Consider the following 25,469-nt stretch of genomic DNA (forward strand, 5'->3'; position numbering starts at 1 on the left):
CGCCCGGCGTCCCCGCCGGGCGGGCCGACGGCTTTACTGGTTGAATGTCGCCTCATGAGTGATCTGTCCGCAACCGCGCGGACCCGGCACCGCCGGTTGCGGGAGCAGGGGCGCACCGACCGGGAGGCACTGTTCGAGGTGCTCCGGGCCGGGTTCGTCTGCCACCTCGGCGTCGTCGTGGACGGCGACCCCATGGTGGTGCCGACGGTGTACGGCTTCGACGACGACCATCTGTACGTGCACGGCTCGGTGGCCAGCCGCAGCCTCACCCGCGGCACGACGGTCTGCGTGACGATCACGCACGTCGACGGCCTGGTGCTGGCCCGATCGGTCTTCGAGCACGGCGTGAACTACCGCAGCGCGATGATCTACGGCGTGCCCCGCGTGCTGGAAGGCGACGAGAAGATCGCCGCCCTTCGGTGCCTGACCGAGCACGCCACCCCCGGACAGTGGGACTACGCCCGGCAGCCGAACCGCAAGGAGCTGGCCGCGACGACGATCCTCGCGGTCCCGCTCGCCGAGGCGTCGGTGAAGGCGCGCGAGGGCCATCCGGGCGACGCCGACGACCCGCACGACGTCTGGGCCGGGGTCCTGCCGCTCACCCGGTCGTGGCAGGCCCCCGTGACCGACCCGCAGGCGGCCGCCCATCCCGTCCCGCCGCACATCCTCGCCCGCACCACGCCCCACTGACCGCGGCGCCGTACGGCCGGTCGCGGCGGGCGGCCCTCACGACTGGACGCTCGGCTTGAGCCGGACGCCGCCGTCGACGGTCAGCACGGTGCCCGTCGCGTAGCCCGTCTCGATCAGGTAGGCGATCGCGTTCGCCACCTCGCCGGGAGTGCCGATCCTGCCGACCGTGGTGGCGGCGGCGAACGCGTCGAGCGCGCCCTGCCGGCCGTCCCCCAGTTCGTCCCACCACTCGGTGTCGATCACGCCGGGCGACACCGCGTTGACCCGGACCGGGGCGAGCTCCACCGCGAGCCCCGGGACCATCGACTCGATCGCGCCGTTCACAGCCGCGAGCCCGGCCACCCCGGCCAGCGCGTTGTTCGCGCTGGCCGCCGAGACGAACGTCAGCGACCCGTCCCGGCGCAGCGCCGGGAGCGCCGCCTGGGCGGCGACCACCTGGGCGATCAGCTTGTCGTCCAGGGCCCGGCGCAGGTCGTCGGGCGAGAGCGACAGGAACGGACCGGCCCCCTTGCGGCCCGACACGCTGATCACCACGTGGTCCACCGGGCCCGCCTCGGCGAACAGGGTCCGCATCGCCTCAGGATCGCGGGCGTCGGCCACCACACCGGAGCCCCTTTCCCCGATCTCCTTGACGGCCCGCTCCAGCCGTTCGGGCGTGCGGCCGGTGACGACGACCTCGCGCCCCGATGCGGCCAGCCGTACGGCGGCGGCCAGGCCGATTCCGCTCGTGCCGCCGACGATCACTACGCGCTCGCTCATGGATTTCCCCCAATATGAGACATGATGCCTCGAAACAATAAACGAGACACGATGTCCTGTAAAGTGGCGGCATGGTGGGGAGGCCACGCAGCCAGCAGGCGCGCCGGGCGATACTCGAGGCCGCGCTGCGGCTGTGCGAGCGCGACGGCTATCCGAACGTGACGCTGAAGAGCATCGCCGAGGAGGCGGGAACCGGCAGGCAGACGCTCTACCGCTGGTGGGACACCAAGGCCGACGTGCTGCTCGAGGCCATGACCGACCTCGTCGAAAGCTCCCGGGCGCCGTCGCAGGCCGACCTGGAGACGTTCCTGCGCGAGACCTTCGCGCTGGCGGAGGGCGTGGTCGGCAGGGTGGTGGCAGGCCTCATGGCGGAGGCCCAGAGCGACCCCGCCCTGGCCGAGCGCCTGCGGGAGCGGCTGATCGGCCCGCGGCGGGACGCCCTGCGGGCGGTGCTGGAGCGGATGCCGCCGCCCCCCGGCGCCGACCTGGACCTCCTGGTCGACATGATCTTCGGTGTCATGTGGTATCGGCTGCTCAACCGGCACGGCCCCCTCGACGCCGCCCTGGCGGGAGACGTCACGGCGCTCGTGGCCAGGATCGCCGCAAGCCCGGGACCCCATGGGGAACCCCCGCGCTGACGCGCCTTCGGAGGACGGCGAGCCCGACGACGGCCTCGGTGAGCGCGAGGTACCGCGGCGCGATTCACCGCTGGAGGCGGACCCGCGCGCTCCCGTCGGCGCCGTACGGAGGCGGGGCGTGCGGCGAACCTGAAAAGCCGGGCGCGATGGCCGCTGGACTCGTCCCCCGCATCCTCTGTCACGTCTGCCACTTCAGCGACAACGCGATGCGGCAGGATGGAGCGGTGACGCCTTCCCCAGCGGTCGTCCGGCCGGACCGGGACCTCCTTGAGGAGATCCTCGACGAGCTGGACATCGAGCACACGATAGACACAGAGGGCGACCTGGCGATCTCCACCGCCCACCTCACGATCTTCTTCCTGTTCGGCAAGGAAGGAGACCTGTTCACCGTGCGGACCTTTTACGAAAGGAACTACTCGGTGGACGACAAGCGGATGCTGCTCACGGCGCTCAACGAGTGGAACGCGGACACGATGTGGCCGAAGGTGTACGCGTTCACCCAGGACAACGGCACGATCCGGGTCGTCGGCGACTCCCAGGTCTACATCGGAGCCGGCGTGACCAGGGAACACCTGACCACGATGGTGGCCCACTGGGTCAGGTTCTCGATCAAGTTCTACCGCTGGCTCACCGACCGGCTCGCCTTCGAGGCCGACTAGTGCTCGCACCGGGACCTGTCCCGGCGCGCGGCCGGCGTCAGGGGGCGACGGGCGTCCGCGGCCGCAGCGACACGCCCGCCTGGGCGAACCACTGACGCAGGCCCGGCACCTGCGCAGGATCGGCCGCCACCCGGGCCGCGTACTCCTCGACGTCGACTTCCTTGCCCGCCGCGTCGCGCAAGGTGGCGGGGCCGGTCCACGACAGCGTCCACCGGGCCCTGCCTCCGCCGATCAGCACGCCCTCGACGGCGCGGGCGAGGACCTTGGCCACCAGGTCCGGCGACGGCCGCCATCCGAGGCGGACAAGCTCCTCATGAAGGGCGGCGTCCTGACCACGGGCCAGCGCCTCCAGGGCGGCGTCCAAGGACGGCTCCGGCCCGCCCGCGATCCGCTGGCCCGCGGCCGACAGATCCTGCAGCGCCTCGTCGTTTACGCCCATGTACATGCCCTGGGCGACCATTTCCTCCCAGGGCAGCGGGCGCAGCTTCAGCGCCTCCTCCGTCCAGAAGGTCTGCTCCACAGCGCGCGCGGCGACGGCGGGGTCCCGCAGGAGCGCCAGGGCGGGACGCGGGTCACGGGCGTGCGGGACGTCCTGCAGGACGGCGATCGCGGCCAGCCGCTCCGGCAGGCTCGGGTGGGAGTCGTACGACCCGGCCTCCTCGCCGTCCCCGTCGGCTTGGGCGATCTGCGTCCGATGCGCGTCGGCGAGGGCGTGGAAACCGCCGAACAGGTCGGCTGGACGGCTGCCCGCCATGCCGGTCATGCCGACGTACCGCTCCATGAACAGGTTCCAGGCGTCCGCCGTGCCGTGCACCTTGCGCAGGGCGTCCCCGGCGGCCTCGCGGCTCGCGACGGCGGCCGCGAACCGGTCGGCCTCCAGCTCCTGCCTGCGGGAGACGGCCTGGGAGACCCGCAGGAAGAGCCTGGCGTACAGGGAGAAGAGCTTCTGGATGAAGGCGTGGTTCCGCAGGGAGGCGACCGCCGCCAGCACGGCGATCCTGCCGCGATACACCGGCGCGCCCAGCCGCGTGTGCGCACCGCTGTAATGACCGAGCTCGTGTCCCAGCACCGCGCGCATCTCGTCCACGGAAAGCGTCATCAGCAGGGGCAGGCCGACGTACATGACGCGTCGGCCCGCTCGCAGCCCCAGCCAGCTCGTGTCCTCCCACACCGCCGCGTTCACCTCGGCGACCAGCCGGATCTCGTTCGGCGGGCGGGTCCCCACCCGCGCGGCCAGCTCCTCGACCGTCTGCCAGAGCACCGGCTCGTCCCCCCGGCCGACCGCGACGCCCGGCTCCTCCTGACGTCCGCGGCGGTTGACCAGGATGAGGCCGCGCAGCAGCGCCAGGGCGGCCAGGGTGAGCACGATCGCGATCTTCACCGAGCCTGCGGTGACGTGCCGCACGACCACGACGTCGACGAGCGCCGCGGCCCCGAGCACCGCTGCGACCAGCACGTAGAAGCCCGCCAGCAGGCCGAATGCGATCGTGGCGCGGAAGGCGGTGACCATGTCATGACTCCGGTGAAGGTGAGGACGAGAGGCAGAAATTAACCGATCTCACCGGATCTGTCATCCCAATTGCGAAAGGCCGCGCGGCCCGCGCGTGCGAGTGGAAAGCAGTTCAGCGCCCTTGCCGCTACCGTCCTCGCCCTGGCGACGCCCGCCGTGACGGAGGGAGTCTTCGGGAGCGGCCGCGTCACGCCGAACTCGCCGGCATCGTCAGCGGGCGGATCCACGACGACGTCAGGCGGGCGGCGTTCCCGGCAGCCCCTGTGATCGCGGCGCCCGCAGCCCGTCGAGCACGATGCGCAGGTTCCGGCCCCACTGCTCCTCCCCGGCCCGAAGCCTGAGCGTGCGCGGCCCGGTCGCCACGGCCGCCAGCAGGAACGGCACGTCCTGCCAGGCCACGTCGGCCCGCACCACCCCCGCCTCCTGCGCGCGCTCCACCAGGAGCCGCAGACCCTCCTGGATCTCCCCGAGAACCGGGTCGAGATTCGGCCCGCAGGCGCCGCCCACGGCTTCGCGGATGCCACAGCTCTCCGCGCGCAGCCGCACGTACGCGGCGGCGAAGGTCTCGAATGCGCGCCAGGGGTCGGGGTCTTCAGCGGCGTTCGCGGCCAGGTCGGTCATCTCGGCGAGCACCTCGTCGAGGACCGCCTCCAGCAGCGCCTCGCGGGAGGACACACGCCGGTAGAAGGTGCCGATGCCCACTCCGGCCCTGCGGGCGATCTCGTGCGCCGTGACCTCGACTCCGATCTCGGCCACCGCCGCCCGCGCAGCCTCCACCAGCCGCTCTATGTTGCGCCGCGCGTCGGCCCGGGGCATCCGCCCCGGCTCCGCCGCCAGCAGCACGCCAACCGCTCCGTCCCGACTGCTCATGAACGGAGCCTATCAACCGGACGCTTCGAGTCCGATTATGTTACGGTCGCAACCGGACGCCACAAGTCCGGTTATTGCATGGAGGCGGACAATGAGCAGAATCCGTGTGGGCATCGTCGGCGCCAACCCCGAGCGCGGCTGGGCGCTGCGCGCGCACGTCCCGGCGCTGCGGGCGCTGCCGGATTACGCGATCACGGCCGTGGCGACCAGCCGGGAGGACAGCGCCTGTGAGGCCGCGCGCAGGTTCGGCGCCGCGCACGCCTTCACCGACCCCCGGGCCCTTGCCGAGCATCCCGAGGTGGACCTCGTCGCCGTCACGGTCAGGGTCCCTCACCACGCCGAGCTCGTCGAAGCCGCCCTTGAGGCCGGCACGCACGTGCTGTGCGAGTGGCCGCTCGCCCGTACGACCGACGAGGCGCGGGACCTGCTCGACCGGGCGCGGGCCGCCGGTGTTCGCCACGCGCTCGGACTGCAGGGCCGGTTCGCCCCCGCCGTGATTTACGCTCGCGACCTGCTCAGGGACGGCGCGGTGGGCCGGGTGACCGCGGTGAACGTCCACTCTGCGGTCGGCAAGGGCGCGAGCGGCAGGCTGCCGTCCTGGGCGGCGTACACGGTCACCCGCGCCGGCGCGGCCGGGCTGCTCGAGGTCGTGGGCGGGCACACGCTCGACGTCGTGGAGCATCTCCTGGGCGGCGTCGGCTCCCTGTCCGCCGCCCTCTCCGTGCAGCGCGGGCACTACGTAATCGAGGAGAGCGGCGAGACGATCGAGGCCGACACCCCTGACCAGCTCCTGCTCTCCGCCACCATGACGAGCGGCGCGGTGCTCTCTTTGCACCTGCACAGCGGCAAGGTCACCGAGCCGGGCACGCGGATCGAGATCTCCGGCACGGAGGGCGACCTCGCCCTCGTGTCCACCGGTCCCGGCAGCCCGTACGGCGTCCAGATCACCGAGCTGTGCCTGCACGGGACGGCGGGCGGCGCGTGGAAGAAGCTGCCGATTCCCGAGGAGTACGTCCGGGTGCCCGGGGCGGCGGGCGACGCGCGCAATGTCGCCGGGCTCTATGCCGCGCTCGCCGCCGACCTGCGGACGGGCGAAGGGCGGGTGCCTGACTTCGCCCGCGGCCTGCGTCTGCACGGCCTGCTCGACGCGATCCGCCGCTCCGCGGAGACCGGCACCCGCCAGACGTTGACCCCGGCCTGATCGGTCAGCCTCGCGCGAGGGCGTCGCGCAGCTCCGCGGCGGTGAGGCGGGGGCCGTAGGCGGGCTTGTCCCGCTGGAACCGCCGTCCCTCCGCGAGCGGGCCCGCGTCGACGACGTCGAAGCCGAAGGAGTCGATCAGCTCGGTGACCGTCTTCTTGGCCTCGTCGTCGTCGCCCGAGATCGGCAGCGCCCGCCGGTTCTCCGTGCCGGCGGGCTGCCCCTGCTCGGAGAGGTGGACCCAGTTGATGGCGTTGAACGCCTTCACGACCCGCGACCCCGGCAGATGCGCGGCGAGCACCTCGCTGTCGGTGGTCTCCCCGGCGTCGATCTCGGGGAAGCGACCGTCCCGCTCGAAGTAGTAGTTGTTCGTGTCGATGACGACCTTGCCGTCCAGCGGCTCGACCGGCACCTCCCGGTATCTACCGAAGGGGATCGTGACGACCACGATGTCCCCCGCCGCCGCGGCCTCGGCCGCGGTGGCGGCGCGCGCGTTCGGGCCCAGCCCGGCCACGAGTTCGGAGAGTGTGTCCGGTCCGCGGGAGTTGCTCAGCACCACCGAGTGCCCGGCGTCGACCGCCAGCTTCGCAAGGGTGCCGCCGATCTTCCCGCTGCCGATGAATCCGATAACCATGGCTGCGGCAACACGGGAACCACCGGTGTCATTCCCGGCCGGCGGGTCCCGTAGGACGACGGCTCGCTCCTGCCCACGCAACGGTCCCGGGCGAGGAAGGTGGATGCCTCCCACGCGGACCCGAGTGGGAGACACCAGGGCAGCGCTTTCGGCCGGGTCTCCTCACCGCGCTCCTGCTCGGCCTGTGCGGGAAGCGGGGCTGGAGCATTTGGACGCGCTATCCACAGTCGGGATTTTCGAGGAGTTTTCGCGGTCATCAGACGGGAATCGCAACCACAAGACTCAGGTGTTTCAGCACCGACGACTACTTGTGGCGGCGATTGAGTGATGCTTGTGAGCACTGTCTCAGCCCCATGTCCGGCCAATCCGCGCGTATGTGCGCCTCACGCGGGTGACCTGGACAAGTCACCCCGCTGTCGCCTCCTCCCACAACCGCCGAAGCCGATAAATTGGCTTCTTCCTCCCCCAATCCGTCTCGTCTGTCCTGGAGCTACCTTGACAGCCAATATCACAGCCCTTGTTACCTCCCTGATCGCTGTAGTCGGAGCTGTAGTGACGTCCCTCTACTCCCAGCGGACGGCTCTGCGGAGCAGGCAGCAGGAGTTCGAACTGGGTAGAGCCCAGCGGCAGGAAGAGCACGAGCGCGCCCAACGCAAGGCGGTGCTTGAGCAACGGCGCGCATGCTATGTGGCGCTGAACATCGCCATCAGAAGGCATCGCGCGGCCATCATCGACTTCCTGCACGCGGTCCAGCGTGGGCAAGCCGACGATGACGTACGGGACGAACTCGAAGAATCGCGGCGGCTGTACATCGAAAGACACGCTGAAGCGCAGATGACGGCTCCCGACGACGTCCTAAGCGCCGCAGGCGCCGTGCGAGAACACCTAAGTACCTGGTTCGGGCTGGCCAAGCGGCTGGAATCCGGAGCAACGCGGGAAAGCGACTCTCTGGAGGCTGCCTTCATACATGGCGACCAGTTCTGGAATCAGAACAAGCGCCTTCGCTCAATGATGCGTACCGACCTGGGTGTCCCGAAATCGAGCGGCGACCAGGATGACGATCGCGTGTGAATCGACTGCTTTCGGCGCAGTGACAGATTCGCTTCCAGCCGGCCCGCTGAACGCATAAGCCGAGGGGCGGCGGGCTCTCCCGCCACCCCTCGGCGAGCAGTGCTCATGGCGCTGCGCGCCGATTACGCGGGGTGGCTCAGTCCAGGACGATCGTCGTCAGGGCGCGTGGCGCGATCGTCACGCCCTTGTCCCGCAGGGGGATGGGGGCCACCGCGTTGTTCTCGTCGGTCAGGTAGGCCCTGGCCCGGCCGTGGCCCTTGATCTTGTCCCAGGTGACGGGGTCCGTGCCCGCGTTGAGGATCTCGACGACACGGGAACCGTCGGCGTTGCGGAACGCGGAGACCTTCAGGCCGGGGTCGGAGGCCGTCGCCCCGAGCCGCACCGCGCCGGGCCTGATGAACCTGCTGTAGGCGGCCAACGCCCACAGCCGCTTCGACACCTGGTAGGTCTTCGTCGTGGTGTCGATGCGGATGAACGCCCTGGTGGCCCCGCTCGAAGCCCCCAGCCAGTAGATGTAGCCGGAGACGCCGCCGAGCGTGAGCGCGTCGTTGACGGCCTGCGCGACCGTCATGCCGTCCTGGCCGCTGCCGTCGTCCCACTTCTCGTCCCATGTGCTGCCGCCGGGGCCCCACTCGGACATCCACGTGTTGCGGTCCGTCGGCAGCGGGGAGGTCGGGGGGCTGGCGTAGGAGTGGCCACTGTGCACCCTCACCCAGCGGGCGGCCTCGGGGTCGGCCTCGATCGCCTGCGTGTACGTCTTGGCCTGGTCCCAGCCGAACGAGTCGCAGCACAATATGTTCACGCCCGCGGCCCTGGCCACCGGGCCGAGCACCTTGACGAACCGGGCGGCCTCCTCGGGCGTGAAGCGCATGGATTCGTAGCCGGCCGTCCAGTCGGGCTCATTCGTGAAGCCCAGGTCGGTGATCCTGATGCCTTCCCGCGCGTAGAACTTCGTGTACTGCACGAGATAGTTCGCGTACGCCCGCTGCCACTCCGGCAGCAGCGTGCCGCCGTTCCTCGCGTCGCCGTTGTCCTTCATGTAGCCGGGCGCGCTCCAAGCGTCGGCGAAGAAGCGGTTAACCCCGTACCTCTGGGCGGCCCTGGCCATCCAGACCTGGCTGTTGTCGTCGCCGTCCCAGACGTACCTGGGCGGCGCCGTCGGGCCGCCCGGGTCGTCCGGCTGGATCGAGACCATCTGGTCGTAGGGGCTGCCCGCCGGCCTCGCTCCGATGCCGAGCCGGAGAATGCTGAGCCCGGCCCCCTTCTCGCGGCTGAACCACAGATCGAGGATCTCCTGCTGCTTGTCCTCCGGCAGGGCCTTGATCAGCTCGTTCCGCCGGAACGCGGTGGAGACGCCGAACCCGTCGATTTTCTGGTATTTCACGCTGTTGTCGATGTCGACGGTGACCGTCGACGCGGCCGCCGGCTGTGCCTGCCCGATCAGTGGAGCGACGAGCAGTGCGGCCGCGAGGGCGTGTTTACGCATGGGTACTCCGGTGTCGAGGGGGGTTGCGCCCGCGAAGGCACCTCGGGACAGGGCCGGCGTCGCGTGGCCGCGGCGCGGCGTGGAGCAGTCGGTGGGAGGCTCAGGCCGAGGGCGACACCGGATCGGAACACTTACAGAGATAACACGCCGAAAGATTTGACTCAATATAACCGGAGATTTCCCGAAAATTTCGGTTCATCATGCGATGAGAGGAGTGCCCGCGATGTGGGTCCGTCTCCCCTGGTCAACGCCCTAGTGCTGGGGCTGTGGTGCACACTCCTCCCGGCCGTGCGGTACCGACCGGCGCACGCACGACACTCGACGGGCACCGGTGAACCGTTCACAGCTCGGAGCGGAAAGTATCGCATTGTGATCGAAACTTTCGACGAACCCGGGCCTTGCGGTCATCTCACGCAAGAAAGGGGACCGGCGATTCCGCCGGCCCCCTTCGCTCACGGGGTGTGACCCGAGGTCAGCTGCAGCCGCTGGTGCTGCCGCAGCCCTCGCAGACGTAGCAGCTGCCGGCCGGGCGCATCTTGGTGCCGCAGGTCATGCACAGCGGCGCGTCCGCCGTGCGGCCCTGGTGGCTCTCCAGCGAGGCGCCGACCCGGCGCGGCTCCGGCACCGCCACCGGCGCGACCTGCCCGGCGGACGGCCCCTCGGCGGGCTTGGCCTCGACCGGCGCCGGCTGCGCCTTCTCGACGGGCACGGCCTTGCCGCTCTCGATGGGCGCGGACTGCCCGCTCTCGATGGGTGCTGACTGCGCCAGGGCGGCGGTGTCCACGTCCTGGAGCGCGGCCGGGTCCTCGCCGCGCTGCTGCGCGGCCCGCTCCGAGGCGGAGAAGATCCCCAGGGCGGCCCGGTCCTCGTACGGCAGGTAGTCGAGCGCGAGCCGCCGGAAGATGTAGTCCATCACGGACTGCGCCATCCGGACGTCGGGGTCGTCGGTCATGCCCGCCGGCTCGAAGCGCATGTTGACGAACTTCTGCACGTACGTGTCGAGCGGCACGCCGTACTGGAGGCCGATCGAGATCGCCACGGAGAAGGCGTCCATCACGCCCGCGAGCGTGCTGCCCTGCTTGGACATCTTGAGGAAGACCTCGCCCAGACCGTCGTCGGGGTAGGACGAGGCGGTCATGTAGCCCTTGGCGCCGCCCACGGTGAAGCGGGTGGTGGTGCTCGGCCGCTGGTTCGGCATCCGCCGCCTGGTCGGCCGCGCGACCTCCACGACCTGGACGATCGGCTCCTTCTCCGCCGTCTCGGCGGGGACCTCCTCGGGGGTCTTCTTCGCGACCGACAGCGGCTGGCCGACCTTGCAGTTGTCGCGGTAGACGGCCAGAGCCTTGAGGCCGAGCTTCCAGCCCTCCAGGTAGACCTGCTCGATGTCGTCGATCGTGGCCGACTCGGGCAGGTTCACGGTCTTGGAGATCGCGCCGGACAGGAACGGCTGGACGGCCGCCATCATCCGGACGTGGCCCATCGGGGCGATGGCCCGCTCGCCCATCGCGCAGTCGAACACCTCGTAGTGCTCCGGCCGCAGGCCGGGGGCGTCCACGACGTGACCGTGCTCGGCGATGTACTCGACGATGGCCTCGACCTGCTCCTCCAGGTAGCCGAGCCGGCGCAGCGCCCGCGGGATCGTCTGGTTGACGATCTGCATCGAGCCGCCGCCGACGAGCTTCTTGAACTTCACCAGCGCCAGGTCGGGCTCGATGCCGGTGGTGTCGCAGTCCATCATCAGGCCGATGGTGCCGGTCGGGGCGAGCAGCGACGCCTGGGCGTTGCGGTAGCCGTTCTTCTCACCGAGCCTGAGGCACTCCTGCCACTGCCGGGTGGCCTCGCCGTGCAGGGCCTTGTCCATGTCGTCGAGCGTGCGCAGGTCGTCGTTGGCCGCGGCGTGCTTGCGCATGACCCGCTTGTGCGGCTCGGCGTTGCGCTGGTAGCCGTCGTACGGGCCGACGATCCCGGCGATCTCGGCCGAGCGGCGGTAGGACACGGCGGTCATCAGCGAGGTGATCCCGGCCGCGATGGCCCGGCCGCCGTCGGAGTCGTACGCGTGCCCGGTCGCCATGAGCAGCGCGCCCAGGTTGGCGTAGCCGATGCCGAGCTGGCGGTACGCCCGGGTGGTCTCGGCGATCTTCTGCGTCGGGAAGTCGGCGAAGGTGATCGAGATGTCCATCGCGGTGATGATCAGCTCGGTGACCTTCACGAAGGTCGCGACGTCGAAGGAGTCGTCGTCGCGCAGGAACTTCAGCAGGTTGATCGACGCGAGGTTGCACGAGGAGTTGTCCAGGTGGACGTACTCCGAGCAGGGGTTGCTGGCCGTGATGCGCCCGGTCTCGGGGCAGGTGTGCCAGTCGTTGATCGTGTCGTCGTACTGCAGGCCGGGGTCGGCGCACTCCCAGGCGGCCTTGGCCATCTTGCGGAACAGCGACCGCGCCTCGACCTCCTCGATGACCTCGCCGGTCAGCCGGCCCCGCAGGCCGAACTGCCCGCCGTCCTCGACGGCCCGCATGAACTCGTCGGAGACCCGCACCGAGTTGTTGGCGTTCTGGTACTGCACGGACACGATGTCCTTGCCGCCGAGGTCCATGTCGAACCCGGCGTCGCGCAGCGCGCGGATCTTGTCCTCCTCGCGCGCCTTGGTCTCGATGAACTCCTCGATGTCGGGGTGGTCCACGTCGAGGACGACCATCTTGGCCGCCCTGCGGGTCGCGCCGCCCGACTTGATGGTGCCGGCGGAGGCGTCGGCGCCGCGCATGAAGGAGACCGGGCCGCTGGCCGTGCCACCGCTGGACAGCAGCTCCTTGGACGAGCGGATGCGGGAGAGGTTGACCCCGGAGCCGGAGCCGCCCTTGAAGATCACACCCTCTTCCTTGTACCAGTCGAGGATCGACTCCATCGTGTCGTCCACGGCCAGGATGAAGCAGGCGCTCACCTGCTGGGGGGAGCGGGTGCCGACGTTGAACCACACCGGGGAGTTGAAGCTGAAGGTCTGGTGGATCAGCGCGTGCTTGAGCTCGTGGTCGAAGATCTCCGCGTCCTCCTCGGAGGCGAAGTAGCCGTTCTCGACGCCGGTCCTGGTGTAGACGCCCACGACCCGGTCGACGAGCTGCTTGAGGCTCGACTCGCGCTGCGGGGTGCCCACCGCCCCGCGGAAGTACTTGGTGGTGACGATGTTGGCCGCGTTGACCGACCAGAAGTCGGGGAACTCCACGCCGTGCTGCTCGAAGTTGACCGAGCCGTCCCGCCAGTTCGTCATCACGACGTCGCGCCGCTCCCAGCGGACCTCGTCGTACGGGTGCACCCCCGGGGTGGTGAAGATGCGCTTCATCTTCAGGCCCTTGCGCGGGCGCTTGCCCGGCCTGCCCCCCACACCCGACACGGTGCCGCTCACGGTCTCCGTCATGACTTCCCCCTCCCAGGGCCCGATGGAGCCCCTTCTCCGACCACGCTCGTTATAACCACATCGTCGCGCCGCGCCGTCGCGCGCCGCCGCCCGCCTCGTCCCGGTCCCCCGGAAGGCGCCTACTCCTCGCCGACCGTGCTGTGGGCCGCGCGGAGCCGCTCGATCTCCGCCTCGAAGTCCGCCAGCGTCTCGAAGCTGCGGTAGACCGACGCGAAGCGCAGGTAGGCCACCTCGTCGAGGTCGCGGAGCGGGCCCAGGATGGCCAGGCCCACCTCGTGCGAGGCGATCTCGGCCGCGCCGGTGCCCCGGATGCTCTCCTCGACGCGCTGCCCGAGCTGGGCGAGGGAGTCCTCGCTTACCGGGCGTCCCTGACAGGCCCGCCGTACGCCGGCGATGACCTTCTCCCGGGAGAACGGCTCGGTGACCCCGCTGCGCTTGCTCACCATCAGCAGTACGGTCTCCTGCGTGGTGAATCTGCGCCCGCACTCGGGACAGGTGCGCCGGCGGCGGATCGCCGACCCGTCCTCGGCCGCACGGCTGTCGACGACCCGGGTGTCCGGGTGGCGACAGAACGGACAGTGCACTTCATCGCCTCCCTGAACGCACATCCCGGAACACAAGGTGTGGTGAACTTACACCGATGTGACTACTAGATGTTGTGGTCCAACCGTAGGAGCGCCCGACCTTGAACGCAAGTCGAACCGGCCGCGGGCGTGGAAGTTCCTGCTCGGCGCGCGTGTCGCGCCTCCTGTCACGGCCGCATCAACTGCCCCGGCCGTTGCGGAACAGGCCCTTTGCGCGCCTTTCCCGGGCCGATTTCCGTACGGCTTCTGACCTGGGCGTACGGCGGCCAGAGAAGATCGGGTAAATCGAACACGGGATCGATCGAACTCCCGTACGATGAGGTGGACGGCGAGATCGGCGATTTCGCTGGATATCGAACAATTGTTTGACGGTGATCTTGAATCGCGGTACGGTCGCTCTGTGCGACATGAGGAACACGGATTGAGAGGTGGCATCGTGAGTGACCGAAGTGAGCAAGCGGATGGCGTCAGCGACCTCGCGGTTCGCAGGCGCGACTCGCTTGGCCTCACCCCCAGGCAGCGGAAGATCCTCGAGGTCATCCGCGACTCGGTCCAGCAGCGCGGCTATCCGCCGTCCATGCGGGAGATCGGGGAAGCGGTCCAGCTGACCAGCACCTCCAGCGTGTCGCACCAGCTCACGGCGCTCCAGCGTAAGGGCTACCTCCGGCGTGATCCCCATCGGCCCCGGGCCCTGGAGGTCCGGCTGCCGGGCGAGCCGGTGCTGTGGGTGGACCCGGACGCCACCTCCGAGGAGGAGGCCGGGTTCAACCGGCCCACCGCGGCCTACGTGCCGCTGGTCGGCCGCATCGCCGCCGGTGGCCCCATCCTCGCCGAGCAGAGCATCGAGGACGTGTTCGCGCTGCCCAAGCAGCTCGTGGGCGAGGGCACGCTGTTCCTGCTCCAGGTCTCCGGCGACTCGATGATCGAGGCCGCCATCGCCGACGGCGACTGGGTTGTGGTGCGGCAACAGCCGGTCGCCGACAACGGCGACATCGTGGCCGCGATGATCGACGGCGAGGCCACCGTGAAGACGTTCAAGCGCAAGGACGGGCACGTGTGGCTGGTGCCGCACAACCCCAACTACGAGCCGATCCCGGGCGACGAGGCCACCGTGCTCGGCAAGGTCACGGCGGTCCTGCGCAAGCTGTAGCCGCGCCGGCGCCCCGCGGCACGAGGCACCGCGGGGCGCGGCGGCCGCCTTCCAGGCGGTCACTTACCGGCAATTAGGGTGAGTCGGGTGAAACTCGACTCACTGTCTCTGGATGCGGCCCGCCGTCGTGACGGAATCAAATGGGCCCGCGCCGCGTCCGGCGTCATCCCCGCCTGGGTCGCCGACATGGACTTCCCCGTGCCCGAGGCGGTCACGGAGGCGATCGCGAGACGTGCCGCCACAGACCTCGGCTATCCCGCCTGGCTGGAGGAGCCCACCGCCGGGCCCCTGGCGGAGGCGTTCGCCGAGCGCATGGAGACGCGGTACGGCTGGCGAGCCGATCCGGCACACGTGCGGTCCTACACCGACCTCAACCAGGCCCTCCAGGTGCTGCTGCACGTCATGACCGACCCCGGCGACGCGGTGGCGCTGCACGTTCCGGCCTACGACCCCTTCCTCACCACGATCACCGCGATGAACCGCCGCCTGGTGCCCATGCCGCTGACGGCCGACGGCAGGTTCGAGGTGCCCGGTGAGCCCGTCCGGGTGCTCCTGCTGGTCAACCCGCAGAACCCGTCGGGCCGTTCGTTCACCCGTGAGGAGCTCGAGGCCATCGCGACGTACGCCGACCGGCACGGCACTCTGGTGATCTCCGACGAGATCCACGCCGACCTGACGTACGCCCCTGCCCGGCACATCCCGTTCGCCACGATCCTGCCGGAGCGCACGGTCACGCTGACCTCCGCCAGCAAGGCCTTCAACATGGGCGGACTGCACTGCTCGGTGGCCCACATCGGCGCGAAGGACGCCAGGGCCACGCTCGGCCGCCAGCCCGCCCACATCTACGGGGCGCCCAGCGTTCTCGGTGTGGAGGCCACGGTCGCGGCGTGGCGGCACGGCGACGCGTGGCTCGAGGAGGTGCTGGCGATCCTGGACCGCAACCGCAGGCGCATCGCCGAGCGGCTCCCCTCGGTGGGGTACCGCATGCCCGAAGCCACCTATCTCGCCTGGCTCGACTTCGGCGTGCCCGGCGCGGCGCACTTCCTTGAGCGGGAGGCCCGGGTCAAACTCAACCCGGGCCCGAACTACGGAGGCGGCGACACCTTCGCCCGCCTCAACTTCGCGACGTCGGCGGCGATCCTGGAGGAGATCCTGTCCAGGATCGCCGCCGCACTGACGTGAGGCGCCCGCTCAGCTCGCCGTGCAGGTCACCGTGGACGGAACGCCGTTGCTGCCGGACCAGCTGCCGTTGAAGCCGAACATGGTCGAGGCCCCGGCGGCCAGCGTGCCGTTGTAGGACATGTTCGTCACCGTGACGTTCGACCCGCTCGCGCTGAGCGTGCCGTTCCAGAGCTGGCTGATGCTCTGGCCGTTCGGGAAGGCCCACTTCACGGTCCAGCCCGAGATGGCCGAGGAACCCGCGTTGACCGTGACCTCACCCTGGAAGCCGCCGGGGTACTGGTTGGCGACCTTGTAGGTGGCGGTGCAGGTCTTCCCGCCCGGCGACGAAGGAGACGCCGACGGCGACGCGGAGGGAGAGGGCGACGGGGACACCCTCGGCGAGGCCGACGGAGAGGGTGACGGTGAGACCGACGGGGAAACCCTCGGTGAGGGCGAGGCCGACGGCGACACCGGCGGCGTGGGGTTGCCGCCGCCCGTCGGCGGGATCAGGTAAGGCGAGATGATGCTCTGCTTGGCCTGGTCGACCGTCGCCCAGTCGTCCTTCAGGATGCCGCCCGTGTCACCCGAGTTGGGGTTCCACGACCAGTAGGTGAACGACATGCCGTTCACCCCGCTGCCCATGTACTTCATGAGCTCCTGGAGCCAGACCTTGTCGATGTTGCTGGCCAGCGTGGTGCCGAACTCGCCCACCATGATCGGCGCGATGTTCTGCTTGTACAGGTAGCCCCAGTACTTGTCCCAGATGGCCGGCATGTTGGCCGGGTACGACGGGTCGTCGAACCATGTCTGGTGGAAGACCGAGGTGGCGTACTCGTGGGGCGAGTAGACGAGACGGTTGGCCACGTTGAGCCGCACCGGGTACTGCCCGGCCTTGGTGAGGTTGCCGCCCCACCAGCCGCAGTCCTCGTCGTTGCTGGTGTCGTTGTCCCAGACGTTGGACAGGCCGCCGCTCGGGCAGCTCACGCCCTCCACGAAGATCAGCCAGTTGGGCTGCACGGACAGGATGGCGTTGCCGGCGCGCTCGGCCGCCAGGCGCCAGTCGCGCGACTCGTCGCCGCAGCCCCAGCAGGAGCCGGTCGCGTTCGGGTTGGTGCCGTCGGCGTGCGGCTCGTTGTGCAGGTCGGCCCCGATGACGGTGGTGTTGCCCGCGTAGTGCTGGGCCAGTGACTTCCAGTTGCTGATCCAGGTCGACTCGGGAACGCCCGAGGTGTACCACAGCGCCGTCTGGCCCGCGCTGGTCGGCCGGTGCCGGTCGAGGATGATCCGCATGCCCTTCTGGCCCGCGTAGTCCACGACCTTGTCGAGGATCTGCAGCGGGGACAGGCCGATCAGGTCGGGGTTGGAGTAGGTGTTGACGCTGGTCGCCTGCGCACCCGGCTTCAGCGCGTCGTCGGAGAACGGCACCCGGATGGTGTTGTAGCCCAGGCTCGCCATGAGGTCGAGCTGGCTCTTCCACGGGTTGTTCGCCCACAACCCGTGGAAGGTCTTGTTGTCGGTCTCCATGCCGAACCAGTTGATGCCGGTCAGCCGGACGGTGGCGCCGGTGCTGTCGACGATCTTGTTCCCGCTGGTGTGCAGGTAGCCGGTGCCCGTGCCGGCGGCGTTCGCCGGCGACCCGGTGACGACGAGCACGGTCGCCGCCATGGCGGCGGCGGTCGCCAGCCCGCCGAGAATTCGTCTGTACAAGACGTGCCTCCCACGCGGGGCGCACGCCGACGGCGAGCCATTCGGTCAGGCGCGCACCCCAGACCACCGCCGGAGCGGTGGTGGTCGCGGCATGCCCTGACCGCACGCCTACATCGATATGACTAGTTTGTGGCTCGGGCGTAATTTTGTCCGGTAGGCCAGGCCATCGTCAACGTCCCGTCACGGCACGATGCCGACGAGCTTCGGCCCCCCGGGTCACCGCAGCGGCGGCAACTCCGGCGGGGCGGCCGGCGGCCGCTCCTCAAGCGCGGCCAGGGCCAGCTCCACGGCCCGCGCCAGCTGCGGATCCCGCCCCGCGACCAGATCCTGCGGCGTCGTGACGACCTCGACGTCCGGCTCGACACCGTGGTTCTCGACGCCCCACCCCTCGCCCTCCAGCCAGAACGAGTAGCGCGGCTGCGTGACGACGGTCCCGTCCACGAGCCAGTAGCGCGAGTCGATGCCGATCACACCGCCCCAGGTCCGCGTGCCCACGAGCGGCCCGATGCCGCGGTTCTTGATCCCGGCGCTGACGATGTCCCCGTCCGACCCCGCGAACTCGTCGGTGACGGCCACGACGGGCCCGCGCGGCGCGTCCTCGGGGTAGCGCGCCGGCTCATATCCCCGGCTGAGCTGCCACCCGGTCACCCGTCGCTGCAGCTTCTCCAGCACCAGCTCCGACACGTGACCGCCGCCGTTGTCGCGGACGTCCACGACGAGCGCGTCGCAGTCCATCTCGGCACGCAGATCCCGGTGGAACTGCGCCCACCCGGTCGACATCATGTCCGGCACGTGTAAGTAGCCGAGCCGCCCGCCCGACGCCTCACGCACGAACGCCCGCCGTCCGGCCACCCAGTCGTGGTAGCGCAGCACCGTCTCGTCGGCGACGGGCCTGACGACGACCCGGCGGGTCTCGCCGCCGGAGCCGGGCCGTACGGTCAGCTCCACGGGCCGCCCCGCCATCCCGGACAGCAGCGCCAGCGGCCCGCGGACCGGATCCACCGGGCGCCCGCCCACGGCGACGATCGCGTCGCCCTCCCGGACGGCGACGCCGGGCGCGAGCAGCGGCGAGCGGGCCTCGTGGTCGGAGGACTCCCCCGGCAGGATGCGGCCGATCCGCCACACCCCGTTCTCGTCCCGGGCGAGGTCGGCGCCGAGCAGGCCCTGGCGGCGCCGGGGATCGCCGCCGGCGCCGACGGGCCGCGCGTACGCGTGGGAGGTGCCCAGCTCGCCCTGGACCTCCCAGAGCAGGTCGATCAGCTCGGAGTAGGCGCCGATCCGCTCGACGAGGGGGGCGTAGCGGCCGAGCGTGCCCGGCCAGTCCACACCGTTCATGTCCGCCCGCCAGAAGTGGTCGCGCATGAGCCGCCCGGCCTCGTTGTAGGCCTGCCGCCACTCGGCGACCGGGTCGACGGTCACGGCCACGCGGTCCAGGTCGACGGTGACGACCTCGTCGTCCTCCCCGGTGGCCCGGGTCTGCAGGCCGTGCTCCCCGGTGGCCACCAGCCGCGTGCCGTCGCCGCTGACCTCGAAGGCCCCGAACTCCCTGCTCAGCTCGACGACCTTGCGCTTGACCAGGTCGTAGCGTTCGAGGACCGGATCGCCGGGCTCGGTGCCGTCGCCGAGCTCGCCGGTGAGCGGGTGACGCAGCCACAGCAGGCCGCCCTTGGCGGCGCGCAGGTTCGAGTAGATGCCGGCGGGCACCGGCACGGGCACGATCCGGGCCGCCAGTCCCTCGGCGTCCACCTCGGTCACGGGCGGCGGGTCGGACTTGGCGTCGTTCTTGGCGTTCTGGGTGCTCTCTGTGTGCTGTGCGTTCTGGGGGTCCGGGCCCGCGTCGTCGTCTCCGCCGAAGCCGCGGCCGGCCAGGGAGGGATCGAACGGCGAGGGCGTCGTGGCCTTGAGCGGCACCAGGTACGGCCGGCAACTGGCGGGAAACGACAGGTCGAAGACGTGACTGTCGTAGACCGGGTTGAACGTGCGGTCGGACAGGAAGGCCAGGTGCTTGCCGTCCATCGTGAAGGACGGACAGTAGTCGTTGAAGCGCGGCGGGGTGACCTCGATCGCGGTGCTGCCGTCCACCCGGGCGAGCTTCAGGTGGCAGCGCCAGGGCTGGTAGGCGTGCGCCCACGCGAGCCAGGCCGAGTCCGGCGAGAACGTGAGGTGCCGAACGTCGCCGTGGGTGGTGCGGTCCACCTCGCGGACGTTCCCGGAGTCGAGGTCCACCACCAGCAGCCGCCCGTCGTGCGTGGCGACCGCGGCGTGCTCGCCGTTCGGCGCGGCGGCCAGGTCGAGCACCCGGCCGAGCTGCCCGGCGGCCAGCGTGCGGATCTCACCGCCGGGCGTGCCGATCTCCAGCGCGTCCTCGCCGGAGGCGTCCGACACCCAGACGGCCCGGCCGGCCTGCGGATGGGATGAGGAGCCCAGCGGCCGCGGCAGCCGCACCCGGACGCCGGGCTCGGCGCGCAGCGTGCCCGCGGGGCCGTCACGGTGGGTCAGCCAGTGGGCGGTGCCCCGGATCTCGACCACGCTCGCCCGCCCAGTGCGGTCCGGCGCGAAGCCGCCGACGTCGTTCGGCGCGGGCCGCCTGGCCCTGGCCGGACGCGGCCCGCTCAGGGTGATGTCCAGCCTGTACGGCTCCGCGTCCAGACTCTCCAGCAGCCACAGGTCGCCGCCGAGGCTGTAGACGACGCGGGAGCCGTCCGTCGCGGCGTGGCGCGCGTAGAAGCCGCGGTGCGTGGTGTGCTGCCGCAGGTCCGAGCCGTCGGGCAGGCAGGAGTAGAGGTTGCCGTCGCCGTCGGTGTCGGCGAGGAAGGCCAGCCGCTCCCCCACCCACATGACCGACCAGTGCTGTGCGGGATTGCCGGCAAACAGGCGGGTGAACTCGCCGTCGCCCGTGGCGTCCACCCAGATCTTGGCCGCGGTGCCGCCCCGGTATCGCTTCCACTGCGACGGCTCGCGCCACACCGCCGACACGGTCGCCACCCTGGCGCCGCTGACCGCGGCCTCGCTGACCCTGCCGTACGGCAGGGCCGTCGCCGGGCCGCCGTCCAGCGGAACCGCGTGGGCCCACAGCCGGGACCGTGAGCCGTGGCCCGCGGCGGTGACCGCCAGCACGTTCCCGTCCTCGGTCCAGCCGCACACGCCCGTCTTGGCGTTGCCCCAGTGCGTGAGCCGCTCGCCCTCGCCGCCGTCCAACTCGGCGGCGAACACCTCGGGCTCGCCCTCGCGGGTGCTCGTCCAGGCGATGCGGGCGCCGTCGGAGGAGAACCGGGGGCGCGAGACCTCGACCCGGTCGGCCGTGAACCGCCAGGCCCTGCCGCCGCCCGTGGGTGCCAGCCAGACGTCGTCGTCCGCCACGAAGGTGAGGAGGTCGCCGTTCAGATGGGGGAATCTCAGGTACGCACCGTTCGCCACATCCGCACCTTATGCCGAACGGCGACGGCTCCGCCGTACCGGACAGGTTCGTTCCTGGTACGGCGGAGCCGGGGCGACCCGTTAGGGGACGATGTTGACGAGCTTGGGCGCGCGCACGATCACCTTGCGCGGCTCGCCGTCGAGGTAGGGCCGGACCTTGTCCGACGCCAGGGCCAGGGCCTGCAGGTCTGCCTCGGAGATGCCCGGGGAGACCTCCAGCCGGTCGCGGACCTTGCCCGCCACCTGCACCACGGCCGTGACCGACTCCTGGACCAGCAGCGCCGGGTCGGCCTCGGGCCAGCCGGCCTTCGCAACCGACGGCGTGTGCCCGAGCCGCTCCCAGCCCTCCTCCGCGACGTACGGCGCGACCAGCGACAGCATGATCGCCAGGGTCTCTGCGGCCTCGCGGACGGCGGGGTCGGCCGCGCCGGGCCCGCCGTCGATCGCCCGGCGGGCGGCCGTGGTCAGCTCCATCATGCGGGCCACCGCGACGTTGAAGCGGTAGCTCTCGACGAGCTTGGTCACCTCGTCGATGGTCCGATGGGTGACCTTGCGCAGCTCGACGTCGCCGCCGGAGAGGTCGATCCCCGGGGCGGACGCCGCACCGGCCTCGGCCATCACGCGGAACGCGCGGGCGAGGAACTTCTGCGACGCCGCCGGCGAGACGTCGGCCCAGTCGATGTCGTCCTCCGGCGGCCCGGCGAAGACCATGGTCAGCCGCACGGCGTCCACGCCGTACGCGTCGATCTGCTGGCCGAGGTCCACGCCGTTGCCCAGCGTCTTGGACATCGCCTTGCCCTGGTTGATCACCTGGCCCTGGTTGAGCAGGCGCAGGAACGGCTCGGTGAAGCCGACCATGCCCATGTCGTACAGGACCTTGGTGAAGAACCGGGAGTAGAGCAGGTGGAGCACCGCGTGCTCCACGCCGCCGACGTACTGGTCGATCGGCCCCCACTTGCGGACCTTCTCGACGTCGAACGGCCCACCGTCGAAGTGCGGGTCGCAGTAACGCAGGTAGTACCACGACGAGTCGACGAAGGTGTCCATCGTGTCGGTGTCCCGCTGGGCGGGGCCGCCGCACTTGGGGCAGGCGACGTTGACCCAGTCGGCGGCGCTCGCCAGCGGCGAGACGCCCTTGGGCTGGAGGTCGGCGCCGCGCAGGTCGGGCAGCGTGACCGGGAGCTGGTCGTCGGGGACCGGAACCTCGCCGCAGTCCAGGCAGTGGATGATCGGGATGGGCGTGCCCCAGAACCGCTGCCGCGACAGCAGCCAGTCGCGCAACCGGTAGTTCACCGCGGCTCTGCCGGTGCCGCGCTCCTCCAAGACCTCGATGATCTTCTGGATCGCCTCGGCCTTCGTCAGCCCGTCCAGCGGGCCCGAGTTGACCAGGCTGCCCTCGCCCGCGGTGGCGACGCCGGTCTCGCCGGGGTCGGCCAGGCCGGTGTGCACGACGACCTGCACCGGCAGGCCGAACTTCAGGGCGAAGTCGAGGTCGCGCTGGTCGTGCGCCGGCACCGCCATGATCGCGCCGTGGCCGTAGTCGGACAGCACGTAGTCGGCCGCCCAGACCGGGATGCGCTCCCCGTTGACCGGGTTGATCGCGTACACGCCGAGGAAGACGCCGGTCTTCTCCTTCTCCGTGGACAGCCGCTCGATGTCGGAGAGCTTGGCGACCTCGGCGCGGTAGGCGGCCAGCGCCTCACGCCGGTCGGCGGCGACGATCTCCTCGGCCAGCGGGGCGTCGGCGGCCACCACGAAGAACGTCGCGCCGTACAGGGTGTCGGGACGCGTGGTGTAGACGGTGACGGGCTCGTCCCGGCCCTCGATCCGGAACTGGACGTCCGCCCCGGTGGAGCGGCCGATCCAGTTGCGCTGCATCGTCAGCACGCGATCCGGCCAGCCGCCCTCCAGCTGCGCCATGTCGTCGAGCAGCCGGTCGGCGTAGTCAGTGATCTTGAAGTACCACTGCGTCAGCTCGCGGCGGACGACGTCGGCGCCGCAGCGCTCGCACTTGCCCGCCACGACCTGCTCGTTGGCGAGCACGGTCTGGTCCTGCGGGCACCAGTTGACCAGGCCGCCCTTGCGGTAGGCCAGGCCCCGCTCGTAGAAGCGGGTGAACAGCCACTGGTTCCAGTGGAAGTACTCCGGGTCGCTGGTGTGCAGGCGCCGCGACCAGTCGAAGGAGATGGCGTACCGCTTGAACGAGTTCGCCTGGGTCTCGATGTTCTTGTACGTCCACTCGGCGGGGTGGGCGTTGCGCTTGATGGCCGCGTTCTCCGCGGGCAGGCCGAAGGAGTCCCACCCGATCGGGTGCAGGACGTTGTAGCCCTTCTGGAACCAGTAGCGCGCGACGACGTCGCCGATGGCGAAGACCTCGCCGTGCCCCATGTGGAGGTCGCCGGAGGGGTAGGGGAACATGTCGAGCATGTACTTGCGCGGCCTGGTGTCCGCGAGGTCCTCGACCGCCGCGAAGGGGTTCAGCTCCTCCCACCGCGGCAGCCACTTGGCCTGCAGCGCCTGCGGGTCGTACACCGGGTCGTCCACTTCCACTCCTCGCCAGGCGGCTGGAATCACACAGATGATGGCGCCCGCCGGGGGCAGGTCCCCGCGTCACTGTCGAGGCGGCCCCGTCTCCGCGCTCTCGCGCTCCGAGGTGGCTGCCCGCTCAGCAGGGTGGCGGCACGCGTGTCAAGCGTAGCGCAGACCGCAACCGGGTCGCCGATCGATCTTGCGGGCTGACCTCGCGTGTCAGAGCGCGATACACGATGGTGATAGTTCCGTTGTGGGCTCTTATGTCCATTCCCCTACTGTGCTGCCGTGGCCAACTCTTTTCCGCCCGCGGATTTGCCGATGCAGGACCCGCCCACCGACCCCACGGGTGAGCAGTTCCGTGAGGCATTCCGCGGTTTCGCTGCGGCAGCCCCCGGCTCGCATGAGATCATGCCAGGCACCCCTAATTCGGGCATGATCTCGGGAGGTACCGTGCCCACGGACCGCAGCGAACACCAGCGGGAGCCGTCGTGGCCGGAGATGCCGCCCGCATGGCCCGAGGCGCCTCCGTCCTCGTCCTTCACCCCGACCGTCCGGTCCTTCGTCGAGGGGGCGCCCCACCAGCAGCCACAGCAGGCCGCGGACGCGACCGCGACCATGGCGGGCCCGCCTCCCGGCACGGCCCCGGAGCGGTCCTTCCCCGCCTTCACGCGGGACGGCTACAGCGGGTCCGAGGGCTTCGGCGCAGCGGAGAGTTTCGGCGGCCCCGCGCCGGCGTACGGCGCGCCGGGCGCCGCGGGCCCCGGTCAGGAGCAGTACCGGCACCCGGGTCAGGGGCAGAGCCAGGGACACGGACAGGGATACGGACCCGGACAGGGACAGGGATTCGGCCCCGGCCAGGGACAGGCGCCCGGCCAGGGGCAGGGCCCCGGGCAGGGATTCGGACCCGGCCAGGGGCAGGGGCAGGGACCCGGCCAGGGGCAGCCCGGTCCGCACGGGGGCCGCCCGTTCCCCGGCGGCCCGGAGCACCCCCGGCCCTCGGCTCCGTTCACTCCTTCGGTGCGTTCGTACGCCGAGTCCGCCCCGCTCGCCTCCACCGCGCCGCCCTCCGCCACCACCGCGCCGCCCCAGCCGCACCACTCCCAGCCCCAGCCCCAGCCGGAGGACCCGTACCGGCCGTTCGTGACGGCGGGACAGATCAGCGGGCCCAAGACGCCTCCCGCACACCGGCAGCAGGAGCTGTGGAACACGGTGTTCGGGGAGAACTACCAGGCCATCGACGAGTACGAAGACGAGCCCGGCCGGCCGGTCTGGCTGTACGCGCTGGTTGCCTCGGTCGTCGCCGCGCTCGTCGGGGTGCTCGTGTGGGCGTTCGCCGCCGGGCCGCTCAGCTCCGGCGACGCGGCCGAGGCGGCGACGTCGGCGAAGCCGACCCCCGTCAAGACCGGCGCCACGACCAAGCCGCAAACGCAGACCGCGTCACGGCTGCCCGTCTACAAGGGCACGGCCTCCCCGGTCAACGGCGTGCTCACCGACACCGCCGGCCGCATCACGCTGCCCAAGCTCGGCGGCCCCTGGCAGGCGGACGCCGACCCGGCTCAGACCAAGGCGGCGTACGGCTTCACCAGCAGGCAGTACGTGCCGGCCGGCATGACGACCAAGGGCAAGCGCGAGTTCGCCGCGGTGATGTCGGGCCCCCTGTCGCAGTCGCTGGCCGCGAAGTACACCACACCCAGCAGCCTGGGACCCGTGATCAACGCGGTGATGTACCGGGCGCGGCAGACGCAGTTCCCCAAGGACAACAAGATCGCCAAGGTCGCCCAGCAGCGCCTGACGCGCAACAACCTCACCGGGCTGGCGGCGGCCTACAAGGTGACCGCCGACGGCGCGACCACCACGGTCGTGATCGCGGCCGTGAACACCGGCGCCGACCTTCCCACGATCGTCTACATGGCCGTGCCCGAGCTCAAGGACGAGCTGCTCCCCGACATCAACACGGTCTTCCGGTCGATCAAGCCCCTCGGCTGACCACCGGC

18 protein-coding genes are annotated in these 25,469 nt (G+C 70.7%); 8 read left to right on the top strand and 10 right to left on the bottom strand.

Annotated elements, in window-relative coordinates; genetic code table 11:
• Nucleotides 1–54: 54 nt before the first annotated feature.
• Nucleotides 55–690 (top strand): pyridoxamine 5'-phosphate oxidase family protein, encoded by a 636-nt coding sequence (locus ACIBK1_RS11865; protein WP_030505749.1) that lies wholly within the window; start codon nucleotides 55–57, stop codon nucleotides 688–690.
• A gap of 36 nt (nucleotides 691–726) precedes the next feature.
• On the opposite strand, the gene ACIBK1_RS11870 is transcribed toward ACIBK1_RS11865, so the two are convergent.
• On the bottom strand, nucleotides 727–1,449 hold the full coding sequence (locus ACIBK1_RS11870) for an SDR family oxidoreductase (RefSeq protein ID WP_396721755.1): 723 nt from the start codon (nucleotides 1,447–1,449) through the stop codon (nucleotides 727–729).
• 71 nt (nucleotides 1,450–1,520) lie between these two features.
• Here ACIBK1_RS11870 and ACIBK1_RS11875 point away from each other — a divergent pair, with 71 nt between their 5' ends.
• Together ACIBK1_RS11875 and ACIBK1_RS11880 are read left to right on the top strand one after the other, a co-directional pair.
• Nucleotides 1,521–2,087: a TetR/AcrR family transcriptional regulator gene (locus ACIBK1_RS11875; RefSeq protein WP_030505751.1), complete on the top strand. Its 567-nt coding sequence runs from the start codon at nucleotides 1,521–1,523 to the stop codon at nucleotides 2,085–2,087.
• A gap of 224 nt (nucleotides 2,088–2,311) precedes the next feature.
• Complete coding sequence (locus ACIBK1_RS11880; RefSeq protein WP_159454761.1) at nucleotides 2,312–2,746, top strand: type III secretion system chaperone family protein; 435 nt, start codon at nucleotides 2,312–2,314, stop codon at nucleotides 2,744–2,746.
• A 37-nt stretch (nucleotides 2,747–2,783) separates the two neighbouring features.
• Here ACIBK1_RS11880 and ACIBK1_RS11885 read toward each other — a convergent pair whose 3' ends face one another.
• Both ACIBK1_RS11885 and ACIBK1_RS11890 read right to left on the bottom strand, forming a co-directional pair.
• Nucleotides 2,784–4,256, bottom strand: coding sequence for a M48 family metallopeptidase (locus ACIBK1_RS11885; protein ID WP_396734320.1), 1,473 nt, complete (start codon nucleotides 4,254–4,256; stop codon nucleotides 2,784–2,786).
• A gap of 234 nt (nucleotides 4,257–4,490) precedes the next feature.
• Nucleotides 4,491–5,126, bottom strand: coding sequence for a TetR/AcrR family transcriptional regulator (locus ACIBK1_RS11890; RefSeq protein ID WP_030505754.1), 636 nt, complete (start codon nucleotides 5,124–5,126; stop codon nucleotides 4,491–4,493).
• Nucleotides 5,127–5,217: 91 nt separating this feature from the next.
• Here ACIBK1_RS11890 and ACIBK1_RS11895 point away from each other — a divergent pair, with 91 nt between their 5' ends.
• Nucleotides 5,218–6,327 carry a Gfo/Idh/MocA family protein gene (locus tag ACIBK1_RS11895; RefSeq protein ID WP_030505755.1) on the top strand — a complete coding sequence of 370 codons (1,110 nt, stop codon included), beginning with the start codon at nucleotides 5,218–5,220 and terminating at the stop codon, nucleotides 6,325–6,327.
• A 4-nt stretch (nucleotides 6,328–6,331) separates the two neighbouring features.
• Here the strand turns inward: ACIBK1_RS11895 and ACIBK1_RS11900 are convergent, their stop codons facing one another.
• Nucleotides 6,332–6,958, bottom strand: a complete 627-nt coding sequence (locus ACIBK1_RS11900) for an NADPH-dependent F420 reductase (RefSeq protein ID WP_396734323.1) — start codon at nucleotides 6,956–6,958, stop codon at nucleotides 6,332–6,334.
• A gap of 552 nt (nucleotides 6,959–7,510) precedes the next feature.
• On the opposite strand from ACIBK1_RS11900, the gene ACIBK1_RS11905 reads away from it, so the two are divergent.
• A complete protein-coding gene (locus ACIBK1_RS11905) occupies nucleotides 7,511–8,029 on the top strand; it encodes a hypothetical protein (RefSeq protein ID WP_051761204.1) in 519 nt (172 codons plus the stop codon).
• Between the two features lie 136 nt (nucleotides 8,030–8,165).
• On the opposite strand, the gene ACIBK1_RS11910 is transcribed toward ACIBK1_RS11905, so the two are convergent.
• The 3 genes from ACIBK1_RS11910 to nrdR form a co-directional block, all read right to left on the bottom strand.
• A complete protein-coding gene (locus ACIBK1_RS11910) occupies nucleotides 8,166–9,515 on the bottom strand; it encodes a glycoside hydrolase family 30 protein (RefSeq protein ID WP_030505758.1) in 1,350 nt (449 codons plus the stop codon).
• A 472-nt stretch (nucleotides 9,516–9,987) separates the two neighbouring features.
• The gene (locus ACIBK1_RS11915) at nucleotides 9,988–12,924 is read right to left on the bottom strand and encodes a vitamin B12-dependent ribonucleotide reductase (protein ID WP_396734325.1); all 2,937 of its coding nucleotides are present in this window, start codon (nucleotides 12,922–12,924) and stop codon (nucleotides 9,988–9,990) included.
• Nucleotides 12,925–13,043: 119 nt separating this feature from the next.
• On the bottom strand, nucleotides 13,044–13,508 hold the full coding sequence (gene nrdR / locus ACIBK1_RS11920; RefSeq protein WP_030505760.1) for a transcriptional regulator NrdR: 465 nt from the start codon (nucleotides 13,506–13,508) through the stop codon (nucleotides 13,044–13,046).
• A 433-nt stretch (nucleotides 13,509–13,941) separates the two neighbouring features.
• Here nrdR and lexA point away from each other — a divergent pair, with 433 nt between their 5' ends.
• Together lexA and ACIBK1_RS11930 are read left to right on the top strand one after the other, a co-directional pair.
• Nucleotides 13,942–14,658 (top strand): transcriptional repressor LexA, encoded by a 717-nt coding sequence (gene lexA / locus ACIBK1_RS11925; RefSeq protein ID WP_167538760.1) that lies wholly within the window; start codon nucleotides 13,942–13,944, stop codon nucleotides 14,656–14,658.
• 87 nt (nucleotides 14,659–14,745) lie between these two features.
• Complete coding sequence (locus ACIBK1_RS11930) at nucleotides 14,746–15,840, top strand: MalY/PatB family protein (RefSeq protein WP_396734328.1); 1,095 nt, start codon at nucleotides 14,746–14,748, stop codon at nucleotides 15,838–15,840.
• Between the two features lie 9 nt (nucleotides 15,841–15,849).
• Here ACIBK1_RS11930 and ACIBK1_RS11935 read toward each other — a convergent pair whose 3' ends face one another.
• From ACIBK1_RS11935 to leuS, 3 genes are all read right to left on the bottom strand, one after another.
• Nucleotides 15,850–17,526: a cellulase family glycosylhydrolase gene (locus ACIBK1_RS11935; RefSeq protein WP_030505763.1), complete on the bottom strand. Its 1,677-nt coding sequence runs from the start codon at nucleotides 17,524–17,526 to the stop codon at nucleotides 15,850–15,852.
• A gap of 216 nt (nucleotides 17,527–17,742) precedes the next feature.
• The gene (locus tag ACIBK1_RS11940) at nucleotides 17,743–20,943 is read right to left on the bottom strand and encodes a S41 family peptidase (protein ID WP_396734332.1); all 3,201 of its coding nucleotides are present in this window, start codon (nucleotides 20,941–20,943) and stop codon (nucleotides 17,743–17,745) included.
• 81 nt (nucleotides 20,944–21,024) lie between these two features.
• A complete protein-coding gene (leuS, locus tag ACIBK1_RS11945) occupies nucleotides 21,025–23,487 on the bottom strand; it encodes a leucine--tRNA ligase (RefSeq protein WP_396734335.1) in 2,463 nt (820 codons plus the stop codon).
• A 438-nt stretch (nucleotides 23,488–23,925) separates the two neighbouring features.
• Here leuS and ACIBK1_RS11950 point away from each other — a divergent pair, with 438 nt between their 5' ends.
• Complete coding sequence (locus ACIBK1_RS11950) at nucleotides 23,926–25,461, top strand: hypothetical protein (RefSeq protein ID WP_396734338.1); 1,536 nt, start codon at nucleotides 23,926–23,928, stop codon at nucleotides 25,459–25,461.
• Nucleotides 25,462–25,469 lie beyond the last annotated feature (8 nt).

The sequence above is a fragment of the Microbispora rosea genome, assembly GCF_044460045.1.
GTDB lineage: Bacteria > Actinomycetota > Actinomycetes > Streptosporangiales > Streptosporangiaceae > Microbispora > Microbispora rosea.

Excerpts from the sequence above, each read along its gene's own strand:
- ACIBK1_RS11865 (WP_030505749.1), top strand. The coding sequence starts at position 55 with ATGAGTGATCTGTCCGCAACCGCGCGGACCCGGCACCGCCGGTTGCGG.
- ACIBK1_RS11870 (WP_396721755.1), bottom strand. The coding sequence starts at position 1,449 with ATGAGCGAGCGCGTAGTGATCGTCGGCGGCACGAGCGGAATCGGCCTG.
- ACIBK1_RS11875 (WP_030505751.1), top strand. The coding sequence starts at position 1,521 with ATGGTGGGGAGGCCACGCAGCCAGCAGGCGCGCCGGGCGATACTCGAG.
- ACIBK1_RS11885 (WP_396734320.1), bottom strand. The coding sequence starts at position 4,256 with ATGGTCACCGCCTTCCGCGCCACGATCGCATTCGGCCTGCTGGCGGGC.
- ACIBK1_RS11890 (WP_030505754.1), bottom strand. The coding sequence starts at position 5,126 with ATGAGCAGTCGGGACGGAGCGGTTGGCGTGCTGCTGGCGGCGGAGCCG.
- ACIBK1_RS11895 (WP_030505755.1), top strand. The coding sequence starts at position 5,218 with ATGAGCAGAATCCGTGTGGGCATCGTCGGCGCCAACCCCGAGCGCGGC.
- ACIBK1_RS11900 (WP_396734323.1), bottom strand. The coding sequence starts at position 6,958 with ATGGTTATCGGATTCATCGGCAGCGGGAAGATCGGCGGCACCCTTGCG.
- ACIBK1_RS11910 (WP_030505758.1), bottom strand. The coding sequence starts at position 9,515 with ATGCGTAAACACGCCCTCGCGGCCGCACTGCTCGTCGCTCCACTGATC.
- ACIBK1_RS11915 (WP_396734325.1), bottom strand. The coding sequence starts at position 12,924 with ATGACGGAGACCGTGAGCGGCACCGTGTCGGGTGTGGGGGGCAGGCCG.